Here is a 17,159-nt window from a genome sequence, read left to right as displayed (position 1 = left end):
CCTCGGTCCGCGCCGGTGCCCTCCCCAGCGGACGTCACCAGAACACGCCCGTGTCCCGCGGCCGCGCCTCGTACGTCCCGGCGGTGCCCGGCCCGGTCAGCCGCCGGGCGGCCGCGGTCCCCAGCAGCATCACCGCCGGCAGGCCGAGCGGCACGGCCGTCAGCGGCAGGACCGACGCGACCTCCAGGACCGTGCCGTCGAGCAGGCCCGCGACGCCGAGGTTGGCGCCCTGCCGGCCCGCCGCGAGGACGACCGCCAGGACCCCGGCGGCCACCGCGGCCGCGGCCGCGGGCAGCGCCAGCGCGCGGCGCCGCGCGAAGAACCCGAGCGCGACGCCGAGGGCGCCGAGCACGGGCAGCGCCATCGCCCCGCACCAGCGGGCCGGGCTCGGTCTCATGCCGACCGCGACGACGGGCGCGGGGCCGCCCTGGCGCAGGCGCCAGACGTGCTCGGCGGCCGGGGCGCCGGCGAGTGTCCGGACCGCGGCCGGCACCGGCGGGATGTGCAGCCTCAGCGCCGTGTCCTCGAAGCCCTTCGCGGTGAGTCGGCGCAGCGCGCCGGACGTGTCGATCCGCAATGACGCTTTCCGGCCCGTCCGGTAGGCGCGGTCCACCTCGGCTCGGGCAAAGGGGATGCCGCGTCCTTTTCGGGTACTGACGCGAACTGTTCGCGCGCCGGGGAACAATTCGCGGGCGATGCGGCCCGCCAAGGCCCGCACTTCGGCGTCCGACGGGAGCCGCCCGGCCGCGTGCAGATCGACCTCCGCGCCCCCGTTTTCGAGCACGGTGACGTCCACCCGGGCCCGCTGCGGAGGGGGCGCGCCGCCGCCTCCGCAGCCGGCGAGGACGGCGAGCGCGAGCAGCGCCACCGCCATCGCGGTGAGCCACCGAAAGGACACCGGATCTCCGTTTGTCGGTCAGCACCGAAAGGGCTGAAGAATGGACCATTTTAGGCGGCGGAATGCCCGCCGCGTCCACACCCGTTCCCCGGCGGACCGGCCCTGACGCCGTGATCTGGCATCATCGGGGTGCCAGCGTCAGTGTCGGAACGTTCCGGGAAGGGCCCGCATGCCACGTCGTCCGGGGTTCGCGGCCGAGCGGCGCCAGCGGCTGCTGGAGATGGTCCGCGCGAACGGCGCGGTCTCCATGCGCGACCTCGCGGCCTCGCTGGAGGCGTCCGAGGCGACCGTGCGCCGCGACATCCGGGCGCTGGAGGCCGAGGGGCTGCTCGACCGCCGGCACGGCGGCGCGGTCGCGCCCGGCGGGCTGTCCCGGGAGCCGACCTACCGGCAGAAGGCCCAGGTCGCCCCCGCGGAGAAGACGGCGATCGCGCGGCTGGCCGTCGAGCTGGTCGAGGAGGGCGACGCGATCGTGGTCGGCGCGGGCACGACCACCCGGGAGCTGGCCCGCGAGCTCATCGGCTTCGACTCGCTCACGGTCGTCACCAACTCGCTGCTCGTCGCCCAGGTGCTCGCCGAGGCGCGCGGCGTCGAGGTCGTGATGACGGGCGGCTCGCTGCGCGGCGCCATCCACGCCCTGGTCGGCGGGGCCGCCGAGCAGACGCTGGCCAGCCTGCGGGTGCGCCGGGCGTTCATCTCGGGCAACGGGCTCACCGCCGAACGCGGCCTGTCCACGCCGAACATGCTGGTCGCGGGTGTCGACCGCGCCCTGGCGCACTCCGCCCAGGAGGTGGTCGCCCTCGTGGACCACACGAAGGTCGGCGTGGACACGATGTTCCAGACGGTGCCCGCCGACGAGATCGCGTTCCTCGTGACCGACGCGCAGGCGCCGAAGCCGGAGCTGGCGGAGTTCGAGAACGCGGGCGTCGACGTCTGGGTCGCCTCCGTCCGCGACGACGCCTAGGCCGGGCGCGCTCCGGTATCTCCCTCGCAGAACCGATCAAGAACCGTCACCGACCGTCATCGCCGGTGCGGGTCGTACTGTCCCCACGTGCGCGGGCGCCGCTGTCCATGGACGGTCGTCCGCACCCGCGGCCATGGCGTTATGTGAGCGATGTTGACAGAAACTGATCGAAGGTGGCTGAATGGCGGCACCAGCTTGGTTCGGCAACCGACCACTGGCCGATCCTGACCCCCGACTGATCCGTTCCGCCTCCAGACCGGGCGGCGGGTGCGCAGACCCACTCACCCCGGGGCCGCCCGCCGCCCACCGGGAGCAGCCCGTGTCGCAACCCCAGGCCGCCGCGCCGGACGCACCGCTCATCACGGCCGCCGGCGTCGCGCTGCCGGCCGGCGCCGCCGGCGGGCCGGCGGGCGGATCGCTGGTCGCCTTCGTCGGGGTGCGGCCGGTCGTGGCGACGCCGGCGCTGCTGGCGGGGCTGCGCGGGCTTGCCGACGTCTTCGTCCCGCAGCCGGAGGACCTCCGCGACCCGGCGCCGGCATGACCGAATTCGACACCGGAGACGACGTCCTGGACAGCCTCAGCCCCCTCCGCACGCCGGTCCTGCTGGCCGACTCGCGGGAACTCATCTACTTCGACGACGAGCCCGGCCACGACCGGTCCGCGCCCGACCTGCGTCCGCTCCCCGCGCACAAGCCGAGGTCGGAGCTGCGGCTCGACCCGGTGACGGGGGAGTGGGTGGTCATGGCGGCGCACCGGCAGGACCGCACGCACCTGCCCGCGCAGAGCGAATGCCCGCTCTGCCCGTCGGCGGGCGGGCGGCACAGCGAGATCCCGGCCGCCGACTACCACGTCGTCACCTTCGAGAACCGGTTCCCCTCCCTCGGCGGCGCGCCCGCCGGCGGACGCTGCGAGGTCGTCTGCTTCACCAGCGACCACGACGCGTCCTTCTCGGTCCTGCCGGACCGGCGGCTGGAGACGGTCGCCCGCGCCTGGACGGACCGGACCGCCGAACTGAGCCGGCGCCCCGACACCGAGTACGTCTTCGTCTTCGAGAACCGCGGCGTGGAGATCGGCACGACGCTGCACCACCCGCACGGCCAGATCTACGCCTACCCCTTCGTCCCGGCGAGCGCGGCGCGCGCGCTGGAGACGGCGCGCCGCCACCGGGCCGAGCGGGGCTCCTGCCTGTTCTGCGGCATCGTGGCCGCCGAGCGGGCCGCGGAACGGGTCGTCGCCCGGTCGGACCGCTTCGTGGCGTTCGTCCCCGAGGCGGCGCGCTGGCCGTACGAGGTGCACGTCTACCCGTACCGGCATGTCACCGGGCTGCCCGGGCTGGACGCCGGCGAGCGCCTGGAGCTGATGGTGCTCTACCGGGACGTCCTGCGCCGCTTCGACCGGCTCTTCGACGCGCCCGCCCCCTACGTCGCCCACCTGCAGCAGGCCCCGGTGGGCGAGGACGCCGACCTGGCGCACCTGTCCATCCGGGTCTTCACGCCGCGCCGGGCGGAGGGCAAGCTCAAGTACCTCGCGGCGAGCGAGACGGGAGCGGGCGCGTTCATCAACGACGTCCTCCCCGAGGAGGCCGCCCGCCGCCTGCGCGCGGCCGGCTGACCGCGCGCCAAAGGGAGGCGGGCGGTCCAGTCTCACCCAGGCGGAGACGCTGGAAACGCACCTCCCGCCCGGATAGGGCACCCGGTCAGTTCACCGAGGAGCCGCTCATGTCGAGTAAGGTCCCCGAACTGGCATCCGCCCTAGGCCCCATGCCCCAGCAGCCGCCGGTGAGGGACGCAGTGGTGCCCGCTTCAGTGGATCGGGCCAGTGTGCAGGAAGGCGAACAACGTTAAGGAGCGGCCGGAGATGGGCGGCAACCACGCGCACGGGACCCACGCGCACGGCGGGGCGGCCAGGGCTTCGCGGTCGGTGCGGATCGCAGTCCTGGCGGTCATCGTCCCGGTCGCGGTGGCGACGTTGGCCGCGGTGCTGTGGATGTGGCCGGACAAGCCCGAGGCCCCCGCCGGCGGGGGATCGGCGTTGACGAAGGTGACCGGCACGATCGTCGGCATCGATCTCGAGCCGTGCCCCGAGCAGGTGCAGGCGGCGCCGCCGGGCGAGCCGGCCTCGGACGCTCCGCGCACCGATCCGCGCCGGTGCGGCACCGCCCGGGTGGAGCTGACATCGGGTGCCGACAGCGGGCAGATCGTGCGCACCGAACTGCCCAGCGGGCCGGGCACCTCGGTGTTCACCCCCGGCCAGAAAGTGGTGCTGCTGCACACGCCCGACGCCGCTGAGGCCACCGAGGAGTCCGGGGCGCCCGAGGTGAGCCCCTACCAGTTGTCCGATCACGACCGGTCCACCCCCTTGTGGCTGGTCGGGGCGGCCTTCGCGCTGGCGGTGGTCGCGTTCGGGCGGTTGCGGGGGCTGACCGCGCTGCTGGGCCTCGCGGTCACGTTCGTGCTGCTGCTGCAGTTCCTGATCCCGGCGATCCTGGCCGGCCGGCCGCCGCTGCTGGCGGCCGTCGTGTGCGCGGCGGCGATCATGCTGACGGTGCTGTACCTGACGCACGGGTTCACCATGGCGACCTCGATCGCGGTGATCGGCACCATCGCCAGCCTCACCCTGACCGGGGTCTTGGCCACGGTGTCGATCAACCTGACGCACCTGTCGGGGATCACCGACGAGGCCTCGCTGAACCTGGACCTCAGCCACAGCGTCAACAGCCAGGGACTGCTCCTGGCCAGCATCATCATCGGCGCGCTCGGCGTCCTGGACGACGTCACCGTCACCCAGGCCGCCACCGTCACCGAGCTGGCGCGCGCCAACCCCGCCTACCGGTTCGCCCAGCTGTACCGCGCGGCGGCCCGGATCGGCCGCGCGCACATCGCCTCGGTGATCAACACGGTGATCCTCGCCTACGCCGGGGCGTCCCTGCCGCTGCTGCTCCTGCTGAGCATCGGCCGCCAGCCGCTGGGAGACGTGCTGACGGGACCGGCGCTGGCCACCGAGATCGTCCGCAGTGCCGCCGGCACCCTCGGACTGATCGCCGCGGTCCCGATCACCACCGCCCTCGCCGCGCTGCTGCGCTCCCGGGGCTCGGCCGCCGACGAGGCGGGCGAGGACGCCCCGCCCTCCGGAGAAGACGATGACCACCGACACGCTCCGCCGGTGAGTACGCCGGCCGGCGGCCGGTACCGCACGTCCCGCCCACCGGCGACCGAACTCCCACCGCCGTCCTGGCCGGACCGCTCCGCCGACCCCTTCCGGTGAGTCCCGTCCCCTCTAGCCGGTCAGCGTGTCGAGAGCGGCCTGAACCCGCCGTTGGGTCACCTGGCGGCAAACCGCCCGGCCGCCCTAACGGCGCGCTCTCCTCGGCCGCGGGGCCGACCTCGCTGCCGCCGGCCCCGCGCCACGTGGCGCCTCCGGTCGCTGACCTCGGAGCGGGGTCAGCCGAGTTTGGGGGTGGCGCGGTCGATGATCGGGGCCAGGTCGAGGCCCGGGGGGAGGGTGCCGTAGGCGGCGCCCCAGTCGCCGGCCAGGCGGGTGGCGCAGAAGGCGTCGGCGGTGGCCGGGTGGCCGTGCCTGACCAGCAGTGATGCCTGCAGGGTGAGCGCCATGCGCTCAACGATGCGGCGGGCCCGGATCTCGATGGTCTCCAGGTCGGCGAGGGAGGTCTTGACCTCGCGGACGGCGGCATCGAGGCGGGAGTCGGCGCCGGCGGCCCGGTCGACCTCGGTGAAGTACGCCTCGACGGTCTGCGGCTCCTTCGCCATGGCGCGTAGCACGTCGAGTGCCGCGACGTTGCCGGAGCCCTCCCAGACTCGATGGGGCTTCGAAAATGAGGTAAAATCGCAGGTCAGCATGCATGTTGATCATACAAGGTGGTGGCTGGTGCGGGGCTGTGACAGGCAGTCCGCTAGCCGGTTCGCTAACTCGTTCTCCGGTCGAGAGGAGGAGTCAGTGCGGCAACCGTACGTAGCCAGGAAGGTCAGCAAGCGCACCGGGGCGACCCGGTACACGGGGATGTACTACGACACGACCGGGACACCCCGGTCGGCAGGCACCTACGACGACGAACTAGAGGCACTGGCCGCGGCCCGCCGGGAGCAGAACAGACGCGAGGGCGGCGTCCTGGGGGAGATGACGCCGGCGCAGAGGCGCGCGATGACGTTCGAGGAGTTCTGGCCGATCTTCCAGCGGCATCACCGGGTCGAGCCGAACACGATGCAGACCTACTTCGGGGTCTGGATCAACCACGTCCGCCCGTTCCTGAAGGCCGATCGGGTGGCGACCTTCGACTCTGCCCGCGCCGTCCAGTTCTTCACCTGGCTGGCGGAGACGGAGCGGACGTGACCACGCGGCGGGCCTGCCGGAAGGTGCTCTCGGCGATGCTCGGCCTCTCGATCCTGCTGGGCTGCCGCACCGACAACCCTGTCCGGGGGCTGAACGTCGGCAAGCAGGCCGCGCACAAGAACATCAAAGTGATCAACGAGACGGTGTTCTGGGAGTTGTGCAGCAAGCTGCCGCTGCCGACGCAGCGTCTGTTCGCCGAGTACATCATCTCCACTGGGGTTCGCTTCTGCGAGGCGATCTCCTTCCAGGAGGGGGACCTGGACTACGACACCGGCATGCTGAACGTGTGCCGCTCGACTGTTGAGGTAGCGAAGCAGTTCCACCCGACCGGTGGCCGGTTCGTGACCCGCCCCTACACCAAGAACGGAGAACACCGCCGATTCAAGGTCGGCAATCCGCTGGTGGAGAAGATCCGCGCCCACGTCGAACAACACGGCATGAAACCCGGCGACCTGATCTTCCCGGTCCGGTTGTTCATGCCGGACACTGCCTGGGTCAACCTCCCGCGCTGCAGCGCAGAAGAGATGGAAGCCGCCGCGAAGACGACCTTCATTTCACCCGTCACCGGCGAACGCGTCACTCACACCAAGATCAGTACATACCGCAAGCACGGCTGCAGGTGTGCGCCGTGCGTACAGGCCTACCGGGACTATCGGTCGGCGTATCGGGTGCAGGCGATGGCCCGCAAGGGCAAGGTCACCCGCCAGCGGGTCCGCCGCGACGGCAACGACTACCTGGCGCCCAGTGAATGGAGCACCATCTGGATCCCGGCCCGCAAAGCCGTCGGTGTCGATGTGACCCCATACCAACTACGCCACTCCCACGCTTCCCTTCTTCTGGCACACGGCGTCCCGCTCCCGGATGTCCAGGCCCGCTTGGGCCACAACGACCTGACATCCACCACGCACTACGTCTGGGCCCTGGCCGAAGAAAGCGAAGCCGCAGCAACCACGATGAACGTGCTGCTGGGATACGAGACCAAACAACCAGACCCCCAAGAGGCGATGCTGGCGCGCATGGAGGCGATGATGCACCGCATGCAAGCCATGATCGACCCACCCCTTGCCCGCCAGATCGCAGCCGAAAGCTCCACCTCCCGCCCGGACCTGCACCTGGTCACCGACGCCCTCACCGCTCTGCAAACCCCAACAGGCAACTAACGCTTCCAACACACGAGTACCGGAAGGGCGCGAGGGCACCTGCCCGAAGCGCACCAGCGCCTCCCCCGCAGCTCTGGCTGCGGTCTGTCGTGCAGTCGGCGTCTCACTCGCCGACTGCACGCTAACGTTAGACGGGCGCCCAAGTGGGTGTGTCAACTTAACGGCTGGACCGGCGATTACATGCTCCCCCTCTGATGGGACCTATCGATCAGAGGGCCGTAAATGGCGACGATCAATTTCAGTTGCGGTAGGGGAGGTGATTGATTATCTCTTGAGCGCGTTTGTCGTTAGAAGATGCCGTGGCCAGCCACTCCCGGGCATGGTATTCGCAGGCCGCTGCCGTCGGCGACGGTAGGTCCGCACGTCTCAGAAGCCGAATCAACAGGAAGGGGTAACGAACATTCGATATAGTTTTACCTCCATCCAGCCAGAAAAGAGCTTGGGAAAATGCTCGTTCGCGTTCGTTCGAGAGCAGGTCAGTGCGTTCCAGAAGGGATATTAAAATGTCCCCCCTCTTTAGGGATGCATCGGCATCCAGATGGCCCAGGGCCAATTCGACGACCATCCGCACCTCATCGGAATCAAGGTCGGACCGCTGAAGCAGCGCGTTGACGAGTGGCCGTTTCAGCTTCAAGCTTCGCTGTGCTCGGTATTGTTCGACTGTGACGGCGACAATGCGGCGGATTTGCTCAGCGTTTAGAGACGAGGCCCGGTGCAGCACAACCGTGAGGAACTTGGGGTCGGGATCTGTGTCGACAAGGGCCATGGCGTGACCAGTCAAACATGCGGATTCCTCCGCGGTAAGGTCATGCCGGTGCATGAGTGCGGTGAGCACAAGGCGTCTATGGGCGGCTGGTTCGGTGCTTTGAAGCCAGCCGAAGGCCTGACCTATGATGAACCGGGCCTGCTCGGTACTGATTCGCTCGTCCTCGAGCATCCTGTGGATTACTATGGGATCGGTCTCGTTGTCGTGTATCTGCGACCACAGAATCTCCAGGCATTCTCGGGCGTGGTCACCGTCGAGTAGCGCATGTATGAGGGGGCGCCGGCTTGGTCTGGCCGGATGCTCTTGTAGCCAGCGCAGACTAGTTACACCGACTTGATGCCGTTGTGGTTCTGTAAGCGTTTTGATCCGGAGCAAAGTGCGAAGGACGGGGGCGCCATCCTGGTCGTGAGCCTCAACCCAGGCCAGCGCTGTGCTCACTGTCGAGTCACGGATCTCTGTCGGCAGATCCTCTAGTGTCAGGAGAAGGCGTACCACCCGGAAGGTATGGGGCTGAGGGTTCCGGTCTCGTCGAAGCCACCCAAGCGCGCAGCGTGCTGCCTTTATCCGCTCGGTGAGAGTGACCGCTCCGGTCAGCAGTCGGCAGAGGACCTCGGGTGTGGCGGACCAGCGAGGTCGATCTTCGACCCAGGCCATCGCATGTTCCAGGACGAACCGGTGCTGCGTAGGCGTCAGATCGGTTCGTCCGAGAAGGGCTCGCATTACTTGGTCGGCATCGGTCTGGGTGCGGTGCCGCGACAACCATGACAGGGCTGCGGTGACTCCCGCAGCAGGGGCGTTCTCGGACCGAAGGACGGTGGCCAGGAACGAGGTGGCCTCGTGCCTTGCCTCCGCCCTGGCCAGCCACGGAGATACGAGTTCTTCCCAGTGCTCGGCGCCGGCCCCGCACCAGGGCCGTTCGAGAACCATGGTCAACAGTGCATGCTCGCCGTCCCCGCCCGCACATGCCAGTAGTTCACCCAGCCGCACCCGATGCTGTATGAGCCACTGCCAACAGAAGTGTTCCAGGTCGGCAGCCTGGTGGCGCTCTGTCTGCGCTGACAGATCCACCATGACTCTGCGAAGATGCTCGGCCAGCAGTGCGAACGATCGTCCGTTCCGGCTCAAGGCCGCACAGACCGCCGTCGCTGAAGGTTCGTGGATACTGTGGCTTGGCGGTGGGAGCATCGACTGCACGACGAGTTCGTCGGTGACGATGTCGTGAACGGTGACGAGTTGACCGCTGGCCTCCTCCAGCCATCCCAGCCTCAGTAGTTGTGTAACCGCCAATGCGCCGAAGTCGGCCCCCGGCAATTCGTTGACAGCAGCTTCGACGGCTACACGAGGTTGGGGGCAGGCGGCCGCTGCCACCACGCATGCCAGTTCCTGCGCGGAAGGCTCCGCCACGTCAAGAGGGCCCTGGCGTGATGCGTTGGTACGGGTGAGCTGATCATGCCGGAGCGCATCCCGTAGCCACGGGCGCAGTTGGCCAACATGCGAACTCACAACATCCGGCACCCTACGCCCGTCCGCAAGGTATCTCTCGATCGCCCGCGCGGTGAGCAGCGTGATGATTGGACGCTGACCGCATATCCTCGCCATCGCCGCCTCACCCAGTTCCCGAACGGCGCCGGGTGCGACCGAATGAATGATGTGCCCAGCGACCTGCGAGCGGTACGTCCGATCATCGCGGAGACGCACCAATTTGAAAAGGAACCCGGCTCCTCGTTGTTCCATGAGATCGTCCCTTGAGCCGGGACGTGTCGAGGCCAGAAATGTTACGTCCATCCCCGACCGCTTGGCGTCCGCCAGGAACCTGTCCGCCATGGCTCGCAGATCAAGCTGCGAACATCCATCAATGTGATCGAATACCAGCAAGATGCGGCCACGGTCGGGTCGAAGCACGTCCGCGCTGAGCTGCTCAACGGTCACCTCGGAGCCCGCTGGTACGTGCAACACCCGCCACCCGGCAGCATGAGCTCGTGCCGCCACCTCAAAGCAGGTACGGGTCTTTCCTGCCCCGGCGGGCCCGACGAGGAGTACACCTGGGGGATCCAATGCCGGAAGGCGGGAAAGTAGTCGAGCAGGGTCGGCCTCGTGATCCGACCCTGGGCCGACGAAAGGCAGTTCGCTGCCCAGCAAAAACGTGTGTCTGCTGCGCAGCCCTCGGAGCATTTCCTCGTGCGTCAGCACTGACGTAGGCTTTGTTCTGGACGGCGCCGCGGCGTCGCAGAAGCGCCCGGCGACAGCGTCTCCAAAATATCGACTGACGATGTATGGATGGCTTCGAAGGATGGTGCTGAGATACTCGGCATCCCAAACCTGATCGAACTTCAAGTTCGGGTGGTTGGCCTGGTATTCATGAATAAGGTCACTGACTTCTGCGCGGGTGCCCTGACACGCGGTGGCAATGACTAGCCTGCGCGCACCAAACGGCTGGCGCCCCCTAGCGAACGCGTCGAGCGCTTTGTGTGCCTGCGCCCGCTCCAGCCGGGCGACCTTCTTTGCCTGGTAGGCATACCAGTCGCCGTCGCGGGATCGGCCAACGACGTCGATGCCTGCCTGCTCTTGGCCGGGCATACCATACCTGCGCGCCTCGACGAGCTCGTCGACGACCTGCGCGATATCGAGCAGTAGGCGCTCGAAATCCTCCCAATGTAGGTGGTTGAACGGGAGGAGTGAGATCTTAGGGTCGGTCACTGCCGGGCGATAAAGTGGTGGATCTTGGCGTGAGAGGTCGACTGGTAGGTAGCGTTCCGCTGCCGCCTCGGATCCGCCTGGCACCGCATCCCTCGTTAGCGTGACGTCACAAGATGAACTGAGTGTATCAATAGCGAGAGCGGTGACCGATTTGTGCCTCCGCTGCTGGCCCGGCCCGCACTTGCTTCGCTTGCATCATGATCTCGATGTCGTCCTAGTGCTTACGGGGGCGAGAGATGCAGACTGCGTGTATTCCCCTCCGGTTCTGTCGAGAATCACCCCGTCGCTCAAAGGACCGTCCCGGTCGGCGGGGCCGAGCCCAGGGTGCGTGCCACAGGAGATCGCGGGGGTGTCGTCCTGTTCGCATGGGGGCCGCCCTTGGGGGCACTGTCTGTAGGAACAGGAAGTCGACGATCGGGCGGTGCATCGCGGCCCGGGACGGCTGGCATGTCTACTCGACTCACGTGGGGATGTCGGACCACGCCGACCGCAGCACGCCGGAAACGTTCCGTATCTGGCCAGTTTGACGGCCATAGACATGGAAGAATGCTGGCTAGACCGGTCTCCGGAGACGATGCTGGAGACCTTCCACTGGCTCCCGGGCCAGGGCTTCGGCCTGATCGTCGAGGACTTGTTGCGCCTGCCAGCGGATACCGGGGCGATCGCTGGGCTTCTGGCGATCACTTACAAGCTCTCGCCAGCATATCCGGACGGGCTCAAGTCGCATGCTCGACAAGGTAGCCGGCTGGCCCACCCAACTTTCCAGCTCGCCGTCGCCACCACTCAGCTGTCGGAGCCTCCGTGTAGTGTTCGCTCCGGATCGTCACCCAGGTTCCGCAAGACTCGGGAATAGCTCGCCCACGCCCGATACGCAGTTCCTCCCGCACGGCCCGCTATGGCGTCCCGACCAAGAAGGGATAGGACTCGTCGGTGCTGTTCCCGAGCGTGATAGGCCGCGACGTTGTGCCGCTCGGCGGCGAATACAGCATCGATGATGATGGCTTTCGGTCCAACGCTGTTGCCGAGGGGCAGCAGGAGCTTGCCGCCATCGCTCCTACCAGCTCGTTGGCCGTTCTCGGCGAGCCAGGTATCGGCAAGTCTCGGGCATTGCAGGAGCTGACTGTCGGCGACGACGAGGTTATCCACATTGGCCTGGATACCGTCGCTGACGTCCGGGATCTACAGTGTCGGCTCTCCGCAGTAGCCGAGGGCGGCACTGTGGATCGCCTCACGCTCGTCCTCGACGGCATGGACGAGTGCCCGATCCCGACCAAGAGCCTAATCCACCACCTGGAGTCCGAGCTGCAGCGTCACCGCTCGCTGCGGGTCTTGCTCGGGTGTCGGACCGCAGATTGGCCGGAGACCCTTGGCGCCCGGCTGCGGGTGTTGCTGCCCAGTTTCGAAGTCGTCGAGTTGCTCCCGCTTAGACGTACCGACGTTGCGGCCCTGGCCGCCACCCGCGGCGTTGATGGTGACGCCTTCCTCGATGCGGTGGTGGACTCCGGGGCGGTACCACTGGCTGTGCTCCCCCTAACTCTGGACCTGCTGCTGATCACCTATCAGCAGGCTGGACACCTGCCTGACTCCGCGGTCGAGCTGTACGAGCAGGGTCTGTTGCGGCTCGTCGAGGACCCCGACCCTGACCGGGAAGCTACCAAGAAGCCGGCGGGCAGCGGGCCGCAACGGCTCGCGGTCGCCGCGAGGCTCGCCGCTTACGGGATGCTGTGCGGCCGAAGCACGATCGCACGGACGGTGCCCATCGCCGCCGACGAACTGTTGGCTGGCGAGCTCGCCGCCGGCACCGAGCGCATCGGCGGGGGCGAACTCACGGTCACCCCCGAACTCGTCGACGCCACACTCACCACCGCTCTGTTTACCAGCCGCGGGCCCGGCCGATTGGCGGTCGTGCACGCCAGCATCGCGGCTTACCTGACCGCGCGGTACCTCACGACGCATGTCGTTCCTGAACACCAGCTCCGCGCCCTGCTCACCCGCACCAACAGCCTCGGCAGCACACGGGTGCCATCCCGGCTGCGCGAGACCGCCGCCTGGTTGGTCGCGCTCGCTCCTGACCGCAACGGCTGGCTCGTCGATGTCGACCCGCACACCATCGTGACGCACGCCGGGTTGGTGAACATCGCCGCCGTCCGGCGTGCTCTGGTGGACTACCTGCTGGACGCGCCCGACCCGGAACTGCGGACCGACCGACGGCGTTGGCGGTTGGCACACCCTGGACTGGCTGAACAGCTGCGCCCGGCGCTCCGCGCGCCGTTGGACCAGGACGCCGGTCCGCACCTGGGTCATCCAGTGTCCCGGCGCGCCTGGGTCGCCGTGGAGATCGCCAGACGAGCCGGTGGGCACGGATCGGTTCCCGACCTGGTCGAGTTGCTGCTCAGCAACACCACCAACTCCTACCTGCGATCGTCGGTGGCGCACGCGCTTATCGACCTGGACGCCACTACGGCATCGAGGACCCTACGCGCGGTCCTCGATGAGGTCGCCGCGTATCCCGACCATGACCCGCAGGACCAGTTGCGCGGCCTCGCGCTGGAGGCGAATTGGCCAGCTAATCTCACCGCCGCCGAGCTCGTCGCTGCCCTCACCCAGCCGCAGACGGATGACTTCATCGGTTCATACGCGCTCTTTCTAAGCCGGTTTCTCGATGATGTCGACGGCCAGATCCTTACCGACCTCGTCAGGGCGATCACACCGACCGTCGACACCTGCAGCAGCGGCCCGGCAGACGAGTGGGTCGACGAGGAGAACCCGCCCAGCGGCGCAACGCCAGCCGCACTGGACCCGCTGTTCACTGGAACGCGACGCGGCGCCCATGTCATGACCACGCTGCTGTCCCGCGCCCTCGACAGCACGCAGTTGAACATCATGGTGAACGAAGTCGGATGGCTGCTCGCCACCGCCATCCAGCACCATCAGGACGTCGCCGCACCCGAGCGCTTCGAGGACGCTTCCGATGTGGAGAACTCCTTGCGGCGTTCACTGGTACTCGCGGTGCTACGGCACCTCCCTCCGGAACAGGCCGGACTCGTCGTGATCGGACTGCGCGGCAGCCGGACGCGTGGACTGGTGACAGATGTGGACCTCGTGTGGCTACTGTCCCTCGGCGGCACAGAGTGGGCCATGCATGCAGTGCGGCTTATCCAGTTCGTCTTCGACCGCACCGACGTTGTTCAGCAGGAACTCGTCTGGGCTTACCGAGGAAAGTCGATCTTCGACGACTCCGTCGGGCCCTGGTTCGATGCGGTTGAGATCGACAGCCCAGCGGCCGACAGGATGCGCCAGGAGCATGAGTGGTCTTTGCAACGGGACGGCACCTGGAAGGGCGCAGCCGCGCACAAGTCGGCGCTTGATGTGGCTTGGGCTGGCTGCGCGCAGGGCGAGCCCGAGGGATTCCTCACGCTCTGCGCTCAGCTCCGAGTCGATTCCAAAACCGGTGGCCTCACCGTCGACGACGACCTGCTCTCCTGGCCCAGCTATCCGCTGATTCCCGTCGACGAAGCCGTGCTGCTGGCCTCCGCCGAGCGATACCTGTACAGCGAGGACGCCGTCGGCGATGCCTGGCTGGACGAGCCCGAAACCCTGCCGTTCAGGGCCTTCGTCGGATACGTTGCCCTGGCCTACCTCGCCCGTCGAGAAGACGGCAACGCCCGCTTGGAGGCACTGCCGCAGCAGGTGTGGCAGCGATGGACACCGACCATTCTGTGGCTCGACGGCTTCGGCGACCCTACGATTCACGCCATCCTGAAAGGCAAAGCACAGCAGTACGCACCCGTCGCCTACCGACAGTATGCACTGCGCTACGTTGAGGCGATGGCGCAGGCCGGGCGGCTTTTGGGCTCCCTGGACGACATCGCGCCTGGCTACGACGACACCATGGGTGACCGGCTCGACACGCTGCTGCACAACGTTGTCGACACCGTGACTCGTACCATCGCCGATCTGAACAGACCCACCGACCTCGTCCATGACCCACACCAGCCGCGCCCGCCGGAGAACGATCTGCGGAGCAGGCTGTCCACCGCCTGCGACATCGCTGCCCACCTCGCGCGCTTCCTCCTGCCGCGCCGCGAGCAGACACGGGTGTGGGTGCGTGACTTGGCCGATGGCTCCACCTCCATTGAGGTGCGGGTGCTGGCCACTGAAGCACTGCTCGCCACAGGCCTGCTCGATTGGGACGACGCTATCGCCAGCATGCAGAGCGACGAGGACTTTGGAGTTGCCCTCGTTGTCGCCCTCGCCCGTCAGCGCGGCGACGAGGTCGTCCTACCGCAACTGACAGACCTGCAACTGACCGAACTGTGGCGGTGGGTCGACGCGCGTTGGAGCAGCCAAACCGACACTCTCACCGGCGGCTTCGCCTCTGACGATCAGCACGTCCGGGACTGGCGCAACGGCATAGTTGCAGAGTTGCAGACAAGAGCCACACCCGATGCGCTAGCGGCGTTGGCCGGGCTTGTCGCCAGCCGCCCCGGCGACTACCGCCTCCAAGCGGCATTGGCGCACGCCGAAGCACGCGACCACGAGGAAAGCTGGCGCGGCGTCAACGTTGCGGAACTGACTGCGCTGCTGGCCAATGCGCAAGGCACCTTGGTCAACGACGACGATGCGCTGTACCGAGCCGTGCTTACCTCCCTCAACCGATTCGCCACGCGCATGCACGACATCGGACAGACACTTTGGAACGAGACCCGCCCCCCGCCGACCGCGGCAGACGCCACCAAAGTGTGGAACCCCAAATATGAACCCGACGTGTCCGCCGCATTGGGAGACCACCTCGCGCAGGAGTTCGGCGAACACCTGGTCGTGAACCGCGAGGTGCTTGTCAAACAGACCACCAGCAAGGGCCACGGCCTGTCGGTGGATGTGCTGCCCACCGCTACCGAAGCCGCCGCCGGCCGTCGACTGCCCAGCTGCCCGATCGAAGTGAAGGGCTGCTGGAACACTCATCTGTTCACCGACCTGCAGGAACAGCTCGTCAGTGACTACCTGCCCGCCACGGGCGCGACCCGCGGCATCTACGTTTGCGCGTGGTTCGCCACCGAACACTGGAACGACCTAGCCGACCCGCGGCGCAGGACGGCGGCAGCTCGTGACCGGGACCAGACCATGCGATCCCTGACGAGTGCGGCGCAGGCCGCCTCGCAGTCCGGCGATATCGAAGTCACGGCGTTGATAATCGACATCCCGAGGCCGGCGCCCTCGTACCGGGCAGGGACCGAAACCACCGAAAGCAGACAGCCTTCCTAGGCTCCATTGGTCCAGACCGTTGACCGGCTGCCGTATCTGCCGATCGGACCCAGGGACGCCTGCCCTCAACCGGTGGAAGCAATTCCGCTGGTCAGTAGCTCGGCGAACACTTCTTTGGGCTTCTTGAATCCGAAGATAGCGCGGGGCCGGTTGTTGAGTTCGTCGGCGACCGCCTGCAGGTAGTCCGGGTCGTTGGTGATGGTGGTGCCTCTGGGGAAATACTCCTTGGCCTCTCGCAGTCGACGCATCTGCCGGCCGAAGGCAATAAGCGCAGCTGACTCCCTGGGACGTTGCCGTCGTACCGCCGCCATGATCGCTTTCCCCTCTCGGCAACTTACTGCCTGATGCGGCTTCTTACCGTTCAACGCCACTTGAGGACGGCAAGACGAACGGTAGCCCAGATAGTGGCTCAATGTGTGCTGTACGCCACACACTGTGAGGGAGATCGATGGGCTGCGCAGCGGAGAACGAGATGGTGGTGAAGCAGGACCTCAAGGCGGTCGCGGAGGTGCGGCGGTTCGTGCGGCTGGTCGCCGGTCAGTGGGGCATGGACGACTTCGTCCCGTGCCTGGTGGCGAGTGAGTTGGTCACCAATGCCCTGCAACATGCGGCGTCGACGACGGACGAGGAGGTGATCTTGCGGCTGAGTCGCACCGAGGACGATGCCCTATGGATGGAGGTCCAGGACGCCGGTTGCTCCCTCCCGCACCTGCTGGCGACGGATACGTCCAGGGAGACGGGCCGTGGCTTGTTCGTCGTCGACCAGTTCGCGCGCTGCTGGGGCATCCGGGCCCTGGCCGACAGCGCCGGGAAGGTCGTCTTCGCGGTCATCGACCGCACATGAAAGATCACGGAGGGGGCGTCCCCGCTCTGCCTCCGCCTACCTGACCTTGCCCCGCCGAGGGCTGTGACGCATCTGAGTCGAGTCACATCGGTAAGCCTCGACGGGAAGACGCAGCGGTTCTGTGACCATCTGCGAGCCGAGATCCCGCGGGGGTGTGGGCACTCTCGGTGGGGTCGCGCCGACCGGACTGCGTGAACCGGAAGGCTCCGAAGTGCTTC

General features: G+C 67.6%; 11 protein-coding genes and 1 pseudogene. 8 read left to right on the top strand and 4 right to left on the bottom strand.

The window, feature by feature from the left end:
* Window positions 1-34 precede the first annotated feature (34 nt).
* A complete protein-coding gene (locus E1284_RS06795) occupies window positions 35-898 on the bottom strand; it encodes a hypothetical protein (RefSeq protein WP_131938126.1) in 864 nt (287 codons plus the stop codon).
* Between the two features lie 169 nt (window positions 899-1,067).
* On the opposite strand from E1284_RS06795, the gene E1284_RS06790 reads away from it, so the two are divergent.
* The 4 genes from E1284_RS06790 (at window position 1,068) to E1284_RS06775 (ending at window position 5,126) form a co-directional block, all read left to right on the top strand.
* Complete coding sequence (locus E1284_RS06790) at window positions 1,068-1,862, top strand: DeoR/GlpR family DNA-binding transcription regulator (RefSeq protein ID WP_131938125.1); 795 nt, start codon at window positions 1,068-1,070, stop codon at window positions 1,860-1,862.
* Between the two features lie 319 nt (window positions 1,863-2,181).
* Entirely contained in the window at window positions 2,182-2,403 is a 222-nt protein-coding gene (locus E1284_RS06785; RefSeq protein WP_131938124.1) for a hypothetical protein, read from the top strand.
* Window positions 2,400-3,473 carry a galactose-1-phosphate uridylyltransferase gene (gene galT, locus E1284_RS06780; protein WP_131938123.1) on the top strand — a complete coding sequence of 358 codons (1,074 nt, stop codon included), beginning with the start codon at window positions 2,400-2,402 and terminating at the stop codon, window positions 3,471-3,473. Before E1284_RS06785 ends, galT begins: the two co-directional genes overlap by 4 nt.
* Window positions 3,474-3,719: 246 nt before the next feature.
* A complete protein-coding gene (locus E1284_RS06775; RefSeq protein ID WP_131938122.1) occupies window positions 3,720-5,126 on the top strand; it encodes a YibE/F family protein in 1,407 nt (468 codons plus the stop codon).
* Window positions 5,127-5,302: 176 nt separating this feature from the next.
* Here E1284_RS06775 and E1284_RS06770 read toward each other — a convergent pair whose 3' ends face one another.
* Complete coding sequence (locus tag E1284_RS06770; RefSeq protein WP_243714303.1) at window positions 5,303-5,629, bottom strand: hypothetical protein; 327 nt, start codon at window positions 5,627-5,629, stop codon at window positions 5,303-5,305.
* A 187-nt stretch (window positions 5,630-5,816) separates the two neighbouring features.
* Here E1284_RS06770 and E1284_RS06765 point away from each other — a divergent pair, with 187 nt between their 5' ends.
* Window positions 5,817-6,209 (top strand): hypothetical protein, encoded by a 393-nt coding sequence (locus E1284_RS06765; protein ID WP_131938121.1) that lies wholly within the window; start codon window positions 5,817-5,819, stop codon window positions 6,207-6,209.
* Window positions 6,206-7,369: a tyrosine-type recombinase/integrase gene (locus E1284_RS06760; protein WP_131938120.1), complete on the top strand. Its 1,164-nt coding sequence runs from the start codon at window positions 6,206-6,208 to the stop codon at window positions 7,367-7,369. The genes E1284_RS06765 and E1284_RS06760 overlap by 4 nt, the downstream gene beginning before the upstream one ends.
* Window positions 7,370-7,607: 238 nt before the next feature.
* Here the strand turns inward: E1284_RS06760 and E1284_RS06755 are convergent, their stop codons facing one another.
* Window positions 7,608-10,832, bottom strand: a complete 3,225-nt coding sequence (locus E1284_RS06755; RefSeq protein WP_131938119.1) for a P-loop NTPase — start codon at window positions 10,830-10,832, stop codon at window positions 7,608-7,610.
* Between the two features lie 930 nt (window positions 10,833-11,762).
* Here E1284_RS06755 and E1284_RS06750 point away from each other — a divergent pair.
* Complete coding sequence (locus E1284_RS06750; protein WP_131938118.1) at window positions 11,763-16,097, top strand: hypothetical protein; 4,335 nt, start codon at window positions 11,763-11,765, stop codon at window positions 16,095-16,097.
* Between the two features lie 65 nt (window positions 16,098-16,162).
* Here E1284_RS06750 and E1284_RS43945 read toward each other — a convergent pair.
* Window positions 16,163-16,333: pseudogene (locus tag E1284_RS43945) on the bottom strand (IS30 family transposase); the annotation flags it as partial.
* A gap of 212 nt (window positions 16,334-16,545) precedes the next feature.
* Between E1284_RS43945 and E1284_RS06740 the strand changes: the two are divergent.
* Entirely contained in the window at window positions 16,546-16,941 is a 396-nt protein-coding gene (locus tag E1284_RS06740; protein ID WP_131938116.1) for an ATP-binding protein, read from the top strand.
* Window positions 16,942-17,159 lie beyond the last annotated feature (218 nt).

Source organism: Actinomadura bangladeshensis, assembly GCF_004348335.1.
GTDB lineage: Bacteria > Actinomycetota > Actinomycetes > Streptosporangiales > Streptosporangiaceae > Spirillospora > Spirillospora bangladeshensis.
Note: the sequence above shows the minus strand (reverse complement) of the source record. Positions and strands in the feature narration are given on the sequence as shown.

Coding starts and splice junctions, on each gene's coding strand:
- E1284_RS06790 (WP_131938125.1), top strand. CDS start 1,068: ATGCCACGTCGTCCGGGGTTCGCGGCCGAGCGGCGCCAGCGGCTGCTG.
- E1284_RS06740 (WP_131938116.1), top strand. CDS start 16,546: ATGGGCTGCGCAGCGGAGAACGAGATGGTGGTGAAGCAGGACCTCAAG.
- E1284_RS06770 (WP_243714303.1), bottom strand. CDS start 5,629: ATGGCGAAGGAGCCGCAGACCGTCGAGGCGTACTTCACCGAGGTCGAC.
- E1284_RS06775 (WP_131938122.1), top strand. CDS start 3,720: ATGGGCGGCAACCACGCGCACGGGACCCACGCGCACGGCGGGGCGGCC.
- galT (WP_131938123.1), top strand. CDS start 2,400: ATGACCGAATTCGACACCGGAGACGACGTCCTGGACAGCCTCAGCCCC.